Origin of the sequence: Streptococcus sp. 1055 (genome assembly GCF_013276815.1) — a bacterium.
GTDB classification, from domain to species: domain Bacteria; phylum Bacillota; class Bacilli; order Lactobacillales; family Streptococcaceae; genus Streptococcus; species Streptococcus pseudopneumoniae.
The window spans coordinates 1-16164 of record NZ_VMLT01000100.1 but is presented as its reverse complement, the minus strand read 5'-3'; the positions used below and the strand labels follow the sequence as shown (position 1 = coordinate 16164).

Below are 16164 nucleotides of genomic sequence, written 5' to 3'. Positions count from 1 at the left end.
TCGTTATTGGGCGGTTACACAAAAGAAAGGACGAAATGTGTCCTTTCTCGAGCTTAGCTGACTTCAACCCACTACAGTTGACAAAGAGCCGAAATCTCCAGATTAGGAACTATCCGTGAGTTCCCTAGTCTGGAGATTTTTCAATATACTTCGCTATTGGACGGTTACGGTGCAACCAAGACACTTCCGAGTAACACCGAACCAACAATACATTTTATTTTCCGAATGGAAAATTTATCTTTTTTAATAATGACAATTCTAATTCTCTACATTCAATTTTTATTTCCTAATAGTAAACACTATTTTTTATTCTCAAAAATTGAACTTCTAAAATCATCGGTTTGGTCAAGATAGGCTTTAAAGATTGCTCTCTTCAACTTATGAACCGCACTATCATATTCTGGATTATAGTTATACCAAGAATAACGATTATCTTCTGCATCCTTACGAACAGCTTCATCCATTAATTTCTGTAATTCAGTCACGCTATTGATAGTTTTTGTTCCGCGAATATACCAAGGAATTGATGGATCCTTAAATGACACTGTATTTAATTGTCCAAACTTATCTTGGCGTTCTTTGTACATAGCTTTCTTGAATTCTGTCCAAGTTTTATATTGACCGTTAAATACCTTTTTCAAAACCAAGTCATCTGTCACCAATCCGCGTTCTTTACCATAAATAGTTATCTTTTTACCATTTTGTTTGGCTTCTTCTTCGTATTGGTTTGAGATATATGGTACCATACCATCTTTAAAGCCTTTAGCAGCTAGTAGTTCATAGGCTATACGACGTCCCATCAGGTCACCTGGTGTTCCTATATCACTACTTAATGCTGCATAAATTGGTGCAAATAACTTAATAGTGAAGTAGCCATTTCTTTCGTATTCTTTAGACTTGTATTCACGAGCTGAAAGGATGTTATTATCAATCAAACTCTCAAAGCTTGTCAGTTTTTTAGCATCTTCTACTGTCAAATCTTTGACTACATTTGTTGCGTAAACCTTATTTCCATCTTCACGATCTTCTACATACTTGTTCTCAATTTTTCTAAGAGCTTCCATTTTCTGATAATCAGTAAGTTTCTCTGTGATAGATTTACCTTCAAGATATTCTAGCATATAAATAACATCGAACATATTGTGGACGTAGTTCTGAAGATCTGTTGCGTCTTTAAATCTCGTAGTTGGATCGAGTATTTGTAATCGTTGTCCTTCTGTACTATCAGATTTTGAATGTTTCAAGATTGAGTTAATGGTAATGGTCGCATCATCTGGATGGTCTGGCGCTTGTAGCAATCCTTTGGCGAAGAACTCTGGTCCCAGTCCACTTCTTCTGCCATATCCACCTAGATAAATGTCCTGATCTGAATCGTGCGTCATTTCATGAGTATAAGTGATAGCTCCATCCTTATCCAACATACGATAACCCATATAATAAACGGCATCCCCTGTAGCATAAGCACCGTGTTGATTATGTCCAACATTATTTCCAACAGGTCCAAAGAAATGTTTCATTGCAGGATTTGGACTATCAAAATCTGCTACTTTTGTAGCCTTTCCTTTAGTATTATCAGTTCCAAATTTATAGGCATCATAAAGCAAGATATTTCGATAAAGCTTTTCACGCCCTTTTTCATCTAGAATACGATACCAATAATCATAGTGATCTCGTTGACGCTCTGCTGTTTCGTGAGCATTCTTTTCAACAAACTTATTGAGCTTATCACCAGCCTTATAGTCACTATTGCGATAACGATCATAAGCACCAAATCCTAGACTAGAGATAGTCGAGATAACAAAGACTGATTTTTCTGGCAAGGTAAGTAGAGGCAGTACCATGTTACGGTATTTCCAGCTGTCGCTAGTGATTCGATCATAGACACCGATAGAGTACTTGCTACCAGCTTTTTCCTGGTTAGCCCTCACTTCTGGAATATTAGATTTTTCTTCAACGATATAAGCCTTGGTCTGTGATTTAAACCAGTCATTGTTAGTTTGAGTAGGTGCAAATGCTTTACGGTAGCCTTCTAAAGAACTAAACAGGTCTTTTGTACCGTAATTATTCGTTAACAAGGCATTGTAAGTAACCACATTATTTTTAGCCAAGAGATTGTTGTAGCCAGATTTACCTAGTTCAATAATCGTATCAAGAGGAGAGGTATTTCCCTTACCAAAGAAATCCATATGGAACATAAGCAAATCTTTTGCGCTAGCCTTATCGAATTTGAAATCATACCAGCGTTCTAGATAGGTTAATCCGAGCATCAAGGCTTCTTTGTTTCGCTTGATTTTATCAACAATGTAATTGTCAATTATATCATTATTTCCAGAAACAGCAGCATCAGCTGAAAGTAATTTTTTAAGAGTTTCAGTTAAGTGCTCTTTGGTTTTAGCGAATTGCTCATATAGATAGAGTTCTGTTAATTTAATATTATCAGAGATTCCTAACAAATTCTTAAGAGCAGTTGGATTATACTGTACTGTATTTAAGTCGTTTTTAACTCTGTCTATTATAGATGTGTAATCTTTTAGGAAAGCATTTGGTGTGTATACTAGACCTGTACTTCCAATATTATACTCAGCCAGATTTGCAAAGTCACTATGGTAGGTTACGTTTACTTTCTCAGATGTTCCATCGTTGTAATGTAGTAATAAATGATTGATAGAATTCTTGTTTGAAGTGATATCTGAGGCTACTTCCTCATTTTTCATAGGGACAACAGATAACAGTTCTTTCTTATACAGGTTATGATCAGTTGATAATTGATTTCCATATTTTACAATGGTATCTCTATTATAGAAAGGTAATAATTTTTCTATATTTTTATATGCAACTTTTCTTGTCTCCTGATAATGAGCTGCCTTGGTATAATCTACATCCTGTTTAGCAGAATTTGTGAAATCTTCCACTGTGACAGTGTGTTTTTTAGTAATCTTCTCTTTCTTAGCTTGAACTGCTGTTTTTTCAATCTCAGTACCACGTTCTACAGTGGAATCAACTGACATCACCTCATCATCAACTTGTTGAACATTGACTACTTTGTTTTCTTTATTACTATAGACATTTGTTTCCTTTATACCATTGAAGTGGTAACCAGAAATCGCATTCCCATTTGTAATATTCATATCGCTGAGAACATTTTGTAGAATCCCAGAATTGTCCTCCGTGCTAGAGCCATTTGTCCAAAGGGAACCTGCAACTCCACCAACTCTAGCGAATGGTTTAGCATTATTTATTTCACCTTCAGCATAACTATTTGCTACAGTTGCATTATTTTCTACGATACCTGCAATTCCACCAATGGTTTGATTAGAATGTTCTCCATTACTTGAAATGGTTACTGATGCTATAGAATGATCTACCCTAGCATTCGTACCAGTTAATTGACCGACTAGACCACCAATTGCATACTGAGAGGTTGTAACAAAGGTATTTGTTATTCTTCCAGTGAAACTACTATTACTTACGGTAGAATTTTCAACTTTCTGAATAAGTCCTCCGATACCTAGCTCACCAGCAATGATTCCATTTGCGTGAACGTTATCTAAAGTTGAAGAATTTGTGGCTTCCTTAGCAACTGATGCGACATGATTCTTACCAGAAATATTAACATCTTTTAAGGTGAGATCCTTAACAGTAGCTCTATTTAATGTATTGAATAATGGCTTTTTCAAATTATAGATAGCATAATGTTTCCCCTGATGACTACCAATTAATGTCCCTGTGAAATTCTTTGTAACATAACTTTCTTGGTTTTCATCCAACTCAACCTCACGAGCATTCATTGTTGCACCCAAAGTGAAAGTTCCATTAGGTCTACTATTCATATCAGCTACTAGTTTTTTAAAAGATGTGTAGATAGGACCATCGTTTTGAACAACTTTTGGAAGATAATAAGTAAAATTGTCTTGGTATTGATTGTCTAAAGATTGCTTCAAGTGTTCCAAGCTAGCTGTAATTTTATAGACTGGTTTGCCATCTTTTGTAGTGTCCTCAATGTTTGAAACTGGAAGCAGTACATCTTTAAATTTAGCTGACTTCACCTTAATGAAATAAGCAGATTTATTATCTGGTACTTTATCTAAGCTTGTATGTTGTTTTGATTGATTGCCTTCATAACTATAGAGTTCCACATCAGAAACACTTCTTAGTTCTATTGTTTTCTCTTGAACTTCTACTTTTTTATCAGGTTCTACTTCATTTTCTTGTTTAATTTCTTCATTTCCATTTGAATTGGCGGTGTTTGATTCGGTTGAAACATCCTCTGGTGAATTACCTTTTGGTTGGTCTGGTACTGTTTGCCCATTCTCTTCTGTTGTTGCATTACCAGAATTTTCAGGTTTTGTTGAAGTTTCGTCTTTTGACTCATCTTTACTTATTGGTTGTCCATTCAAGGCTGCCGCAGCTGCCACTAGGTCATTCTTAGCTTGGTCAATCCCTGCTTGACTTGCACCTTCTTTAGCTGCTACAGCTTTCGCTGCCGCAAGTGCTTGATCGTAGGCAGTACGCTTAGCTTGGTCTGCATTCTGATACTTGTCAGATTCTTTCGTGCCAGATTCTTTACCAAGCTCGGCATTCAAGGCAGACTTGTCGCTTGCCACTCCATCCAATTGACCTTTTGCATCCTCTACTGCTTGCTTAGCTGCATTCACCTCTGCTTGTGTAGCTCCTGCTTTTGCTAGAACTTTTTGAGCGGCTTCTAATGCTGCATCATAAGCTTTTTTCTTGTCTGCTGTTGCATTTTGATACTTAGCTGTCTCTTTGGTAGCTGTCGCATCTGTTGTTGCGGCTGTTCGTAATGGCTCTTTGTCAGTCCCTTGTCCATTCAAGGCTGCCGCAGCTGCCACTAGGTCATTCTTAGCTTGGTCAATCCCTGCTTGACTTGCACCTTCTTTAGCTGCTACAGCTTTCGCTGCCGCAAGTGCTTGATCGTAGGCAGTACGCTTAGCTTGGTCTGCATTCTGATACTTGTCAGATTCTTTCGTGCCAGATTCTTTACCAAGCTCGACATTCAACTCATCTTTTTCAGGTTTGTTTGTTTCTTCAACTGAGGTTGTCGAATTACTAGGATTACTGGACACTTCCCCAGTATTTTCGTTAGATGTATCTGGTGATACTTTCTCTGAATTCGTTGTTGATTCTTCTGCAGATTGAACTGGATTTTCTGCTCCTTGAGTTGAGGTTCCTTCTGTGGTGCCTTCATTTGGTTTTACTGGAACTTCTTCTACAGTTTTTTCTAGTTCTTGTTCTTTCGGCTTCTCGACTGGAGTTGCAGAAGGAACTTCTGAAGCGTCTGTAGATTCTTCTTTAGTCTCTCCTGATTTTTCTCCTGACTTAGGAGTTGCATCTTCTCCTGAGTTTGTTGTTGATTCTTCTGCAGGTTGAACTGGATTTTCTGCTTCTTGATTTGAGGTACCTTCTGTAGAGCCTTCTGTTGGATTTACTGGAACTTCTTCTACAGTTTTTTCTGAAGTTTCATTTTTGGAGTCATTATTTTCTGGTTTATTTGACTCTCCAACTTTATTTGTATCACCTTGATTAGATTCAGTTGGTACTGTTTGCCCATTCTCTTCTGTTATTGCATTACCAGAATTTTCAGGTTTTGTTGAAGTTTCGTCTTTTGACTCATCTTTTTCAGGTTTGTTTGTTTCTTCTACTTCTTTTGGCTTCTCGACTGGAGTTGCATCTTCTTTCTGTTTTCCAAGATTCTCTCCGTTCTGAGAAGAATCTACGGTTGGAGGTGTAGAGTGACTTTCCACTTCTGAGTTCATATCACTAGATAATGTATCAGCTTTAGTTTCAGCGGACTCTGTAGCTACAGTTCCAACTTGTCCATCCCTAAATTCTGGAACAGCCTCATACTGTCCGTTAATCACTTGTATTTTTGATGGATTCTCTATAAAATTCGGTGCAATCGTATAATCTACCTTTTGTTGATCTATTGGAGTGGCTACTGATTTCTCTTGATTACTTACCTTAGAATCAGAAGTCGTTTTTCCCTCTTTGATATATCCAATATAAGTGTAACCTGAAATATCTTTAGGAAGAGGTAATTTTTCTCCAGAGGTCAATTCATAGTCCGTATTGTAATTCAGTAAAAGATTATTTTCTAAAGCATGGGCTGATACTAGAATACCGTTTCCTATCCCTGCAACCAATACTAAATGCAATACCGTTTTATTCTTAACTTTTTTCTTGGAAACAGCAAAAACTAAAATCCCCAGAGCTGCTAAGCTAGCACCAGCAACTAAGGCTTGCATCTCATTCTTGCTTCCAGTATTTGGTAATTCCGCCAGTTGATTTTGAGAATTTAACTTATAAACAAGATAATAAGTTTCATCATCATTCTCCACGTATGTCGGAATATCATATATAAGCTGCTTCTTTTCTTCTGATGATAGCTCTGACTCTGTCACATATTTATAGTGAACACCTTTGGTCTCTTGAGCTGCCACAGATGAACTAGCTAATACAGACATAAAAAACAAACTCGAAATCGTTGCAGATACAAGTCCTACTGATAATTTTCTAAATGAAAAACGTTCTTGTTTTTCACCAAAATACTTTTCCATTATTCCTCCTTGAAATAAAATTTTAAAAATATGTAAGCCTAACTTTTTTATATTAGTGTACTATCTATAAAAAAAGGGAACATACTTTAATTATACTCTTTATTTAGCAAAAAGTCTTAAAATTGAGTTGCGTTTTCATACTTTTTTTATATATAAAATACCAAGTAGTAGTTTTGCAATTCCCTATTATTTTTTGGATAAAATGTAACCTACCATGAAATTTCCACGGCAGGTGTTACTCATATCACTAATCGTTCTAAAAATGGTTTGATGCAGTTGAGGAGAATTCCTTCTATCCAACTTTCTTGTGCTGAGGATAGATGTTCTGTCTGAAGGCTTTCTTTTAAAAAGTCTCGGACTTGTTCTGGTGAGATTTCAAACTCAAAGGCTTTCATTTTATAGAAAAAGTCGAGCAGATGATCTGACAGATATTCAGTTGAAAAAGGCACTTCTCCACTTTTTCGATATTCTAATAAGAGCCGAGCAAAACGGGATTTTTCTTCAGGAAGCTCACGGAAATAGGAATTGAGGAGCCAGGTCTGCTTCTGCTTTCTTTCAATTGGATCCTGAGCTGCAATTCGTTGGTCTTTTTCCAGCTCTTTTTGGTATTGCTTGGCCTTGATAGCCCGTTCTGCTCTATTTTTACCAAAAAGAATTTTCTCCCACTTGCGTTCTTCTTGAGTTAGGGTCTCTGTAAAGCCAAAGTAATCCTGATAGGCACGCTCCGCTGGGCCCATGGCTAGGACTAGATTGTCTGCATATTGCTTGGCGATTTTATCCCTCTTTTTGCGCTCTTTCTCTGCTTGGATACGGAGTTCTTGTTCGTAGTCAATTTTCTCCTTGCCTAGCTTGACAAGGTATAGTTGGTCATCCGATTTCCCAAGTAAAAAGGGTTTGATACACTTTTCAAGGACTTCTTCCATCCGGGCCTTTTTATTTGGCTTCGCCTTGGTCCAACTTCCTCCCTGAAAGACTTCTAGGAAAAGCTGGTAGTCTCTCTCAGGCGCAAATTGATTGCCACGATTGGGTTTGAAAACACCTTTTTCCCAGAGCCATTTTAGAAGTCGCTCGTCAAAGTCACTTTTATTGACCTTGATTTTTTCCTTTTTCTGAGCTTTTCTGGTTAGATTTTCAACCTTTCTGAGCAGTTTTTCTTCCTCTTCCAATTGCCGGTCAAGGGACAATCGATGAAAATGACGAACACAGTCGCTACCAATTGGAAAGAGGCGTTGGCCTGTGACACCGTTAAAGAGTTCATAAGCGTATTTGATGGCATTTCCACAGACACAATTGCTACGGCCAATACCGTTAAAAATCAAGGAAACTTCATTCCATTCCTTGGTAGCTTGTTCCCAAGTATCCGCTTTCGAAGCCTGTAAAACTGCATCATACAGGGATTTTCTAACTGGAAGTGTCATGAGGTCTCCTTTCTAATATTCAATGAAAATCAAAGAGCAAACTAGGAAGCTAGCCGCAGGCTGCTTAAAACACAGTTTTGAGGTTGCAGATGAAGCTGACGTGGTTTGAAGAGATTTTCGAAGAGTATAAATTATACTTTTACAACTTGAACCTCGTCTTTACCGAGTAAAATCAAGTATTTTTCAATGTTGTCAATCGAATAGGCTCGAGATAAAGCCTCTTCGTATAGAGCTAACTGACCACGATAGCGGTCTACGAGTTGACTTGGTTCATCATAGCGGTCTGTCTTGTAGTCGAACAGAACGATTCTATCCTCATAAAGCAGATAGCCGTCCAAGATTCCACGGACAACAAAGTCTTCCTGACTCTTTTGGTCTCGTTTGAGCATGGAGAAAGGTTGCTCGCGATAAAGATGGTTGGTATTAGCGATAATTTCCTGACCGAGTGCTGTGTCAAAGAAAGCAAGAATTTTATCAAGATTGATCTTGTCTCTGACAGCTTGGCTAGTTTGAACTTGTTTGAGTGTTTCTGTTAGGCTAGCAAGCGTTGGTCTCTGGCTGAGATCCATTCTCTGCATGAGTTCGTGAGTAGCACTACCAATCTCAGCTCCAGTTATCTTTTCTTTGGTTGAAAAATCTGGCAAATCAAAGCTGATTTTCTTGTCTACTGACTGGCCTTGACCTGCAATCTCGACACCTTCCATATCCATAACAGGTTCGTAGAATTTCTTGATTTGACTTGGGGTTTGAACACTAGGAAGTTCAATGGCTGCGCGGTGAAGAGTATTATAAATTTCCACTTCTTTCAGCATTTCAAGGGCTTCTTTGATGGTATCTGATTGACGATTGTCTGCTTGGGAGCTATCTTGGAGTGGACTCCTGGTTTCCAACTGACCGATAGCTTCTCTAGTCAGCTGATCTTCACCAACAAAATGATAGCTAAAGTTGAGATAATCCTTGGCAAACACTTTACTGATAGCCCAAATCCAATCTTGGAAATTCTTGCCTTGAAGTCTAGTGTTACTATTTAGTTTTCCATTTTTGGCTGCTGGGTATTCCTTGGCTTCCAGCTTTTCACGAGAACCCTTGCCGACAAGATAGAGCTTTTTCTCAGCCCGCGTCATGGCAACATACAGTAGACGCATCTGCTCTGAGTAGCTTGCCAGCTGTAATTCTTCTTCATTCTGTATATAAGTTAGGCTAGGAATAGAGAGTTTGATGGTTTTAGGATAGTGATCTTCCACTGCTCCTGTCTCCATCTTGGCAATATACTTAAGTCCTAGTCCATTTTTACGGCTGAGAATGACCTCTGACATGCTGTCTTGCTTGTTGAAATCTTGATCCATATTGAGGATAAAGATGTAAGGAAACTCCAGCCCTTTACTCTTGTGAATGGTCATGAGTTCCACTGCATCTTTTGGCGGTGCGACGGCCACGCTTGCCAAATCGTGCTGGGCTTCTAAGACTTGGTCAATCATACGAATAAAACGCGACAAACCCTTGAAATTGCTCTTTTCAAACTGGTCAGCTCGCAGTGCTAGGGCATAGAGATTGGCCTGTCTAGCAGGACCATTTGGCAAAGCTCCAACATAGTCATAATAAAAACGGTCGTTATAAATCTTCCAAATCAAGTCATAGAGGGAGTGGGTTTTGGCATACAGGCGCCAAGAATCAAGAATAGTCATGAATTGCTTTAGTTTTTCAGCTAGAGCTGTGTGAATCAAGCCTTTTTGACTACTTGCCATTTTTTGTGCATTGACCAGTTTCTCATAGAGATTTTCGTGGACTTTATCCTCTGCTTTCTGAAGGGACAAACGTGCTAACTCATCCTCATCAAAGCTAAACATTGGAGACTTCATAAGGGCAACCAAGGCATAGTCTTGCAGGGGATTGTGAATGACACGAAGGGTGTCTAGCATGACTTGCACTTCTAGGGATTGGAGATAATTGTTTTGCTCTCCGTCGGTTTTGACAGGAATTCCGTACTCAGACAGGGCGAGGAGAATCTGGTCATTACGACTGCGACTGGAGGTCAGAAGGGCAATTTCCTTAAAGGCAACACCTTGTTCCTTGTGGAGTTTCAGAATCTCCTTGATGACTAAGCGCATTTCGCCTGTTAGTTTCGTTTCTGTTTGACTCTCTTCTTCCTCACCTGTGTCGTTCTTGTCGTAGAGGAGAAATTCAGCCTTGTTCTCAGTATTAGGAGTTAGTTTGCTATTGGCAAAAACAAGCTGGTGCATGTTATCATAGTTGATTTCGCCGACCTCTTGATCCATGAGACGTTCAAAAACATCATTGGTTGCTGACAGCACTTCTGAACTGCTACGGAAATTTTCCTTGAGGAGAATGAGCTTGCCATCTTTTGGATTTTGCGCATAGCGTTGGAACTTTTCATTGAAAATCTGCGGGTCTGCCTGACGGAAACGGTAGATAGATTGCTTGATATCCCCCACCATAAAGCGATTGTGGCCATTAGACAGCAATTCCAGCATTCGTTCTTGAATATGGTTGGTATCCTGATACTCATCGACCATGACTTCGTGGAAACGCTCCTGATAAGCTTCACGGACTTGCGGGAATTTCTCTAAAATCTCAATGGTGTAATGGCTGATATCAGCGAATTCAAAGGCATTTTCCTGACGTTTACGCTGACGATAAGCCTCCACAAAATCGCTCATAAAGGTTTGGAAGGTTTTAGCTAGTTTCCAAGTGTCTCCATGATAACGTTCTTGATAGTCGAGAATCGTTATCTGGTCTGACAGTTGTCCTAGTTTAGCAAACTGGGACTTTCTCTCTTCGTTGTAGGCATCGGCCAGTGGCTTCAAATCAGCCTTACGACTCGCATTGGTCAGAGCTCGGCCGTTTTTCTCTTTCGAAATTGCGACAACACGCGCAAGCACTGATTGAAAAGCCTTACTATCGGACTCTTGATTTAAGGAGCCAATTTCATCCAGAATCAACTGAACATTTTCTAAATAGGCAGCCTTTGCAAACTCCTTGGCATCGTTATCCAGATGATAACGGAAAAAGCTTTCCAAATCCCAAAGGGCTTGTTTGATTTGCTCAGTCAGTTTTTCTTTTTCATTGGTAAAATCAACCTCTTCAAAACCTTTGAGGAAAGATTCACTCAGCCACTTTTGAGGATTACTGGTGGATTGGAGGAAGTCATAAATTTTATAGACTTGCTGGCGCAGCCCCCGTTCATCTTTTCCACGTCCAACAAAGTTTTTCAGCAAATGACTAAAGGTCTCTTTCTGCTTACCTTGGTAATGGACTTCAAAGACCTCGTGGAAGACTTCGTTTTTTAGAAGGAGTTGCTCGCTTTGGTTTTGTAAAATACGGAAATTAGGCGCAATATCAAGCAGATAGCCATGTTTACCAAGGAATTTTTGTGTAAAAGAGTCCATGGTTCCGATGGCTGCGTTGGGTAGGTCTGCCAACTGGCGACCCAAGTGTTGTTTGAGGTCAACGTCATCGCTTTCTTGGATTTGTTGGCTGATTTTTTTCTCCAAGCGTTCTTTGAGTTCAGTCGCAGCCTTGACGGTAAAGGTTGAGATAAAGAGTTGAGAAATTTCGACACCACGCGCCAATTGGTCCAGAATACGCTCGGCCATGACAAAAGTCTTACCAGAACCAGCCGACGCTGAGACAAGGATATTTTGACCAGAAGTGTAGATAGCTTCGATTTGCTCGGCAGTTTTCTTTTGTTCCTTGCTCGAATTTGCTTCTGCTTCTTGCAGTTTTTGAATTTCCTCCTCAGTTAAAAAGGGAATAGGCTTCATCGATTCAACTCCTCTCTTATTTTTTCAAACCAATCTTGCTTGAGTTTTTCTCCGACCAGACGCTTGCCATCAGCTAGATCCAACTTTTCTAGGAAACGGGCTTGACCCAAGTGGTAATTGGCTTCAAAACCTGTGATGGATTGATGTTGCTGGACGTAGGGGGCAATGCTTCTGCCATTTTCGGTATAAGGATTAATGGCGAACTGGCCTGTTAAAATCTTCTCAGCTGCTTTCTTGTAAAGATGGGCATTGTAGTCCAGTAGGAGCTGGAATTCCTCATCTGTCAGCTGATTAGACTTGTTTTTATTGTAAAATTCGCCCAAATGACTGCTTTCTTTTTCTAAAAAGAGTCCTTGGTATTTCATAGACTTGCTGGCTTCTACTACTGCACCTGCCAAATTCTTAACGGTCAACAGAGATTGAACAGGTTCAGCCATTTCCAAGTACATGGCACCGAAAAAGTTCTGCTCCCCCTCTCTTTTTAGGGCAGCTAGGTAGGTTGGCAGTTGGGAATTAAGACCATTAAAGAAATGAGGAAATTGGAACTGGGTCAGACTAGACTTGTAGTCTACTACTCCTATCGCCCCATCAGCTTTCAATCGGTCAATGCGGTCAACCTTGCCTCGTACAAAGACACTGCGTCCATTGTCCAATTGAATAAAGGCCTGCTCTTTCCCACCGAAATTCGCCTCTTCTTTGATGGTTTCAATAGCTGGATTGTGACGGAGAATGTGGCCAGTCGTCCGTGCCACATCAAGCAAAACTTCCTTTGTAAACTGGGCTTCCAAACTTTCCTGATAAATAGCCTCAAATTCCCGTTCCTGACTGGTTTCTTGGATAGCCTGTTCCAAACGTTGGTCAAAGGAATCTTCGTCAGGCAACTGCAAGGCACGTTCAAAAATGCGGTGCAAGAAATTTCCGTGACTGCGGGCATCAGGACGCAGGCGTAATTCTTCTTGCAAGCCTAAAACGTAGCGAAGAAAATAACTGTATTCATTGCGATAAAACTCCGTCAAACCAGAGGTAGACAGGTAAAACTCCTGATCAGCAGGATAAAGAGCCTGCAAGGTATCCTTGGTCAAGGGCTTGCTGCTTGGACTTGTTGGAAGGGCAGGATTTGCAAGGCCTCTTTGGTCTAGTTTTTTACCCATGACACGTGCCAGAACCTTGACAAAGGTCAAATCTTGCTCCCTATCACTCGTCTCGCCCTGCTGGTGATAGGCAACCAGACTAGACAAAAGACTGTGATAGGACCCCATATCTTCCTTAGACAGCCATTTGTGATTCAACCTCTTCTCTCTCCGCCTAAATCCAAAATGGACTAGTTCTTGAAGATAGGCTGACTCCTTGCTTTCACTTTCATTAAAAAGGCTTGGAGCCGACAAAACTAACTGCTTACGGGCAGAATTGACCAAGGAAAGCATAGTATAGCGATTTTTCTTGAGATTTTCACTGCTGGCAATTAGCAATTGCGCTCCCTCTTCAGTCACTTGGTTTAAGTTTTGTCTTTCTTCGTCTGTCAGAAGACTGGTGTTTTGAGAAATTTTTGGTAAATTGTCCTGAGTTAGTCCAATAGCATAGACAAAGTCAGCAGTCAATGGTGCAATCAAATCGTAACTCTGCACCAGAACAGTGTCCACTGTTGCTGGAATGGTACGGTATTGGGACAAACTCATTCCAGAATGGAGCAAGGCTAGGAAGTCTTCCAGACTAACCTGTGAACCAGCAAAAACAGTCGCAAATTGTTCTAAAACATGGCAGAAAGTCTTCCAAACTTCGGCTTGTCTTTCCTGTTCTACAGCTTCCAAAGTGGTTGTCAAATCTTGTAACTGCTTGGTCACAGCTCCTTCTTTTAGAAAGACACTCCATTTTTGTAGGAGGTTTTCAGCCTTTTGTTTTCGGCTGGCAAAGAGGGTTTCAAGAGGTGTTAAAATACGCAGACGAAGAACATTTAAACGTTCCAGATTAAATTTTCCATGGTGGGATTTGGTAAAGGTTTGCTGAAAGGATGGCAAGCCATTGATACCAAGATAGCGGATATATTGCTCAAAAGCATCAATATCAGCCTGACTAAGGTCGGTATACAAACCTGTTCTGAGGAGATTAATCAAATCTTCCTGACGAAAACGATAGCGTTTTAAAGCCAAAATAGACTCTACAAACTGTGTCAAAGGGTGGTGGGCCATGGATTCGCTTCTACCAAGATAGAAAGGAATCTGATACTGGTCAAAAATGGTTTTCAGCGATAACTGGTAAGAAGCTACATCCCCCAAGAGAATACGAAAATGCTTGTAACTCAAATTTGAGTTCTCGTGCAATTTCTGACGAATACTACGGGCTACCAATTCCAACTCTTCTTTTTGTGTTAAACAAGACCAGATTTGTAAGTTTTCACGGTCTTTCTCATCGACCTCCAAAGTGAGTTCTGAAAAGTCATAAGAAGACTCCAACAAACGAGAGGCCTTATCAAAACTATCCATCTGCTCATGAGTTTGAGAATAATCCTGGGCAGGTGTTTGGTATTTAGCAGCTAAATGATGGAGAAACTCCACACTGGCTTGATAAAGATTGCCTTCAGCGAATGGGCTGGTATAAGCTTTCTTACTAGCATAAGCCCCAATAACAATCTCAACACCCTTACCGTGAAGTAAGTCCACAATTCGATCTTCTTCGGCAGAAAAACGGGTAAATCCATCAATAACCAAGGCGATTTGAGTAAAATCACTACTAACTTTGTCATTCTCAATAGCCTCAATCAAATGGGATAACTGACTTCCCTGAGCTAACTGCCCTTGGTTAAGATAGGCCGTTACTTTCTCAAAAATCAAGAGTAAATCGGCCCTCTTGTCCTCATCCCTCAAACTCTCCAAGTCCAAAAAACTCATCTGAGCTTTGGTCATCTCGTGGTAAAGCTCAATCAACTGCTGGATAAATTGAGGATCCTGCTTAATCGCACCATAAACACGTAAATCCTTGGGATCGAGTGCCGCAAGACACTTATAAAAGGCCATCCCAAGACCAATATCATCAAGACTGGTCTTGGCAGGCGAATCATTCAAAATCAGGTAACGAGCCATCTGAGCAAAGCGCGTGACGGTAATCGCAAAAGAAGCCTGCTGGAACAAGCATTCCAGCACGGCGCGTTCCTTTTCAAAAGAAAGAGAGTTGGGAGCGATGTAGAAGACCCGCTTGCCAGCAGCAACTAGCTCTTCCGCCTCTCTGGTTAGAATTTCAGTCAAAGAAGTCCGAATATCAGTATAAAGTAATTTCATCTCTGCCTCGTTGGAATTTTTCATTACCTTTTATTATACCATGATTAGCCTCGTAAATCTGTTAAAATATTTAGGCCATCTCTTTTCTTCATCATCTGCTAGATCTTAAATACTTAGCTTTACTTGTATTAGATAGAATAAGTCTGGCTACTGAAAATCACATAATAAAAAAAGCCTCGGTAACAAGGCTTTGAGTTTTATGATTGTTTCTTAGGTACGGAATACACTTCAATGTGTTGTCCTAGTACCTTGATGTCGACTGGTAGATTATCTGATTTATCGCCATCAACATCCGACTCTAATTCGATATCAGAAGAAATTTTAATAGTACGTGCCTTTATATATTCAATATTCTTGATAGAATGATTGAACTATAGCAAATTGAAACTATAATAGTACACCGTGGATGCTAAAATATTTCTAGAAATTAATTTGATTTCCCTAATCAAGCTGTTCGTATCTTATTTCAATCTACTATAAATCGTCTAAGAGAAACAACCGATAAGAATTGGCACAAAAGCGACCGTATTTTTGTTACCAATACAGGAAAACCAGTTCATAGTTCCGTCTTGAGCAAGTCTCTCCAGCGAGCAAACGAACGCCTTAAAAAACCAATTCCCAAACATCTGTCTCCTCACATCTTCAGACACACCACTATTAGCATCTTAGCAGAAAATAAAATTCCTTTAAAAACAATCACGGACGGGGTTGGTCATTCCGACTCTGAAGTCACTACTTACATCTACACCCACGTCACAAAGAACATGAAAGATGAAGCAATCAATGTACTGGATAAAGTTATGAAAAAGATTTTTTAAAAAGTTTTGCCTCTTTTTTGTCCTCTAAATAATCGAGTAGGGGATAATCTCTAGCCCCTCTCACACCACCGTACGTGCCGTTCGGCATACGGCGGTTCAACTAACTTTTAACACATGTCGTTCAAGGTAATAATCCAAACACGAAACCAGTCCACGTTTTTCAAGGACTGGTTTTGATATAGCACGTTTAGTACCGACTTCTGAGCTACTAATTGATAATGGTCACCCCAGCCAGATACCTTATCTGCTATCCATTTAGGAACTCCTAACTTAAGCAATCCCCATAGTCGTCTCGATTT

5 protein-coding genes and 2 pseudogenes are annotated in these 16164 nt (G+C 39.8%); 1 reads left to right on the top strand and 6 read right to left on the bottom strand.

Going from position 1 to position 16164, the window contains the following annotated elements; genetic code table 11:
* Nucleotides 1-299 precede the first annotated feature (299 nt).
* The 5 genes and pseudogenes from HT699_RS08725 to HT699_RS08705 form a co-directional block, all read right to left on the bottom strand.
* Nucleotides 300-6575, bottom strand: coding sequence for a ZmpA/ZmpB/ZmpC family metallo-endopeptidase (locus HT699_RS08725; RefSeq protein WP_172934277.1), 6276 nt, complete (start codon nt 6573-6575; stop codon nt 300-302).
* A gap of 239 nt (nt 6576-6814) precedes the next feature.
* Nucleotides 6815-7993 carry a hypothetical protein gene (locus tag HT699_RS08720; RefSeq protein WP_172934276.1) on the bottom strand — a complete coding sequence of 393 codons (1179 nt, stop codon included), beginning with the start codon at nt 7991-7993 and terminating at the stop codon, nt 6815-6817.
* A gap of 131 nt (nt 7994-8124) precedes the next feature.
* Complete coding sequence (gene addA, locus HT699_RS08715) at nt 8125-11775, bottom strand: helicase-exonuclease AddAB subunit AddA (protein ID WP_138704388.1); 3651 nt, start codon at nt 11773-11775, stop codon at nt 8125-8127.
* Entirely contained in the window at nt 11772-15047 is a 3276-nt protein-coding gene (gene rexB / locus HT699_RS08710) for an ATP-dependent nuclease subunit B (protein ID WP_172934275.1), read from the bottom strand. Before rexB ends, addA begins: the two co-directional genes overlap by 4 nt.
* A gap of 197 nt (nt 15048-15244) precedes the next feature.
* Nucleotides 15245-15400: pseudogene (locus HT699_RS08705) on the bottom strand (diacylglycerol kinase family lipid kinase); the annotation flags it as partial.
* Between the two features lie 105 nt (nt 15401-15505).
* Between HT699_RS08705 and HT699_RS08700 the strand changes: the two are divergent.
* On the top strand, nt 15506-15865 hold the full coding sequence (locus HT699_RS08700; RefSeq protein ID WP_078374390.1) for a tyrosine-type recombinase/integrase: 360 nt from the start codon (nt 15506-15508) through the stop codon (nt 15863-15865).
* 96 nt (nt 15866-15961) lie between these two features.
* Here the strand turns inward: HT699_RS08700 and HT699_RS08695 are convergent.
* Nucleotides 15962-16164 (bottom strand): annotated as a pseudogene (locus tag HT699_RS08695) (group II intron reverse transcriptase/maturase); the annotation flags it as partial.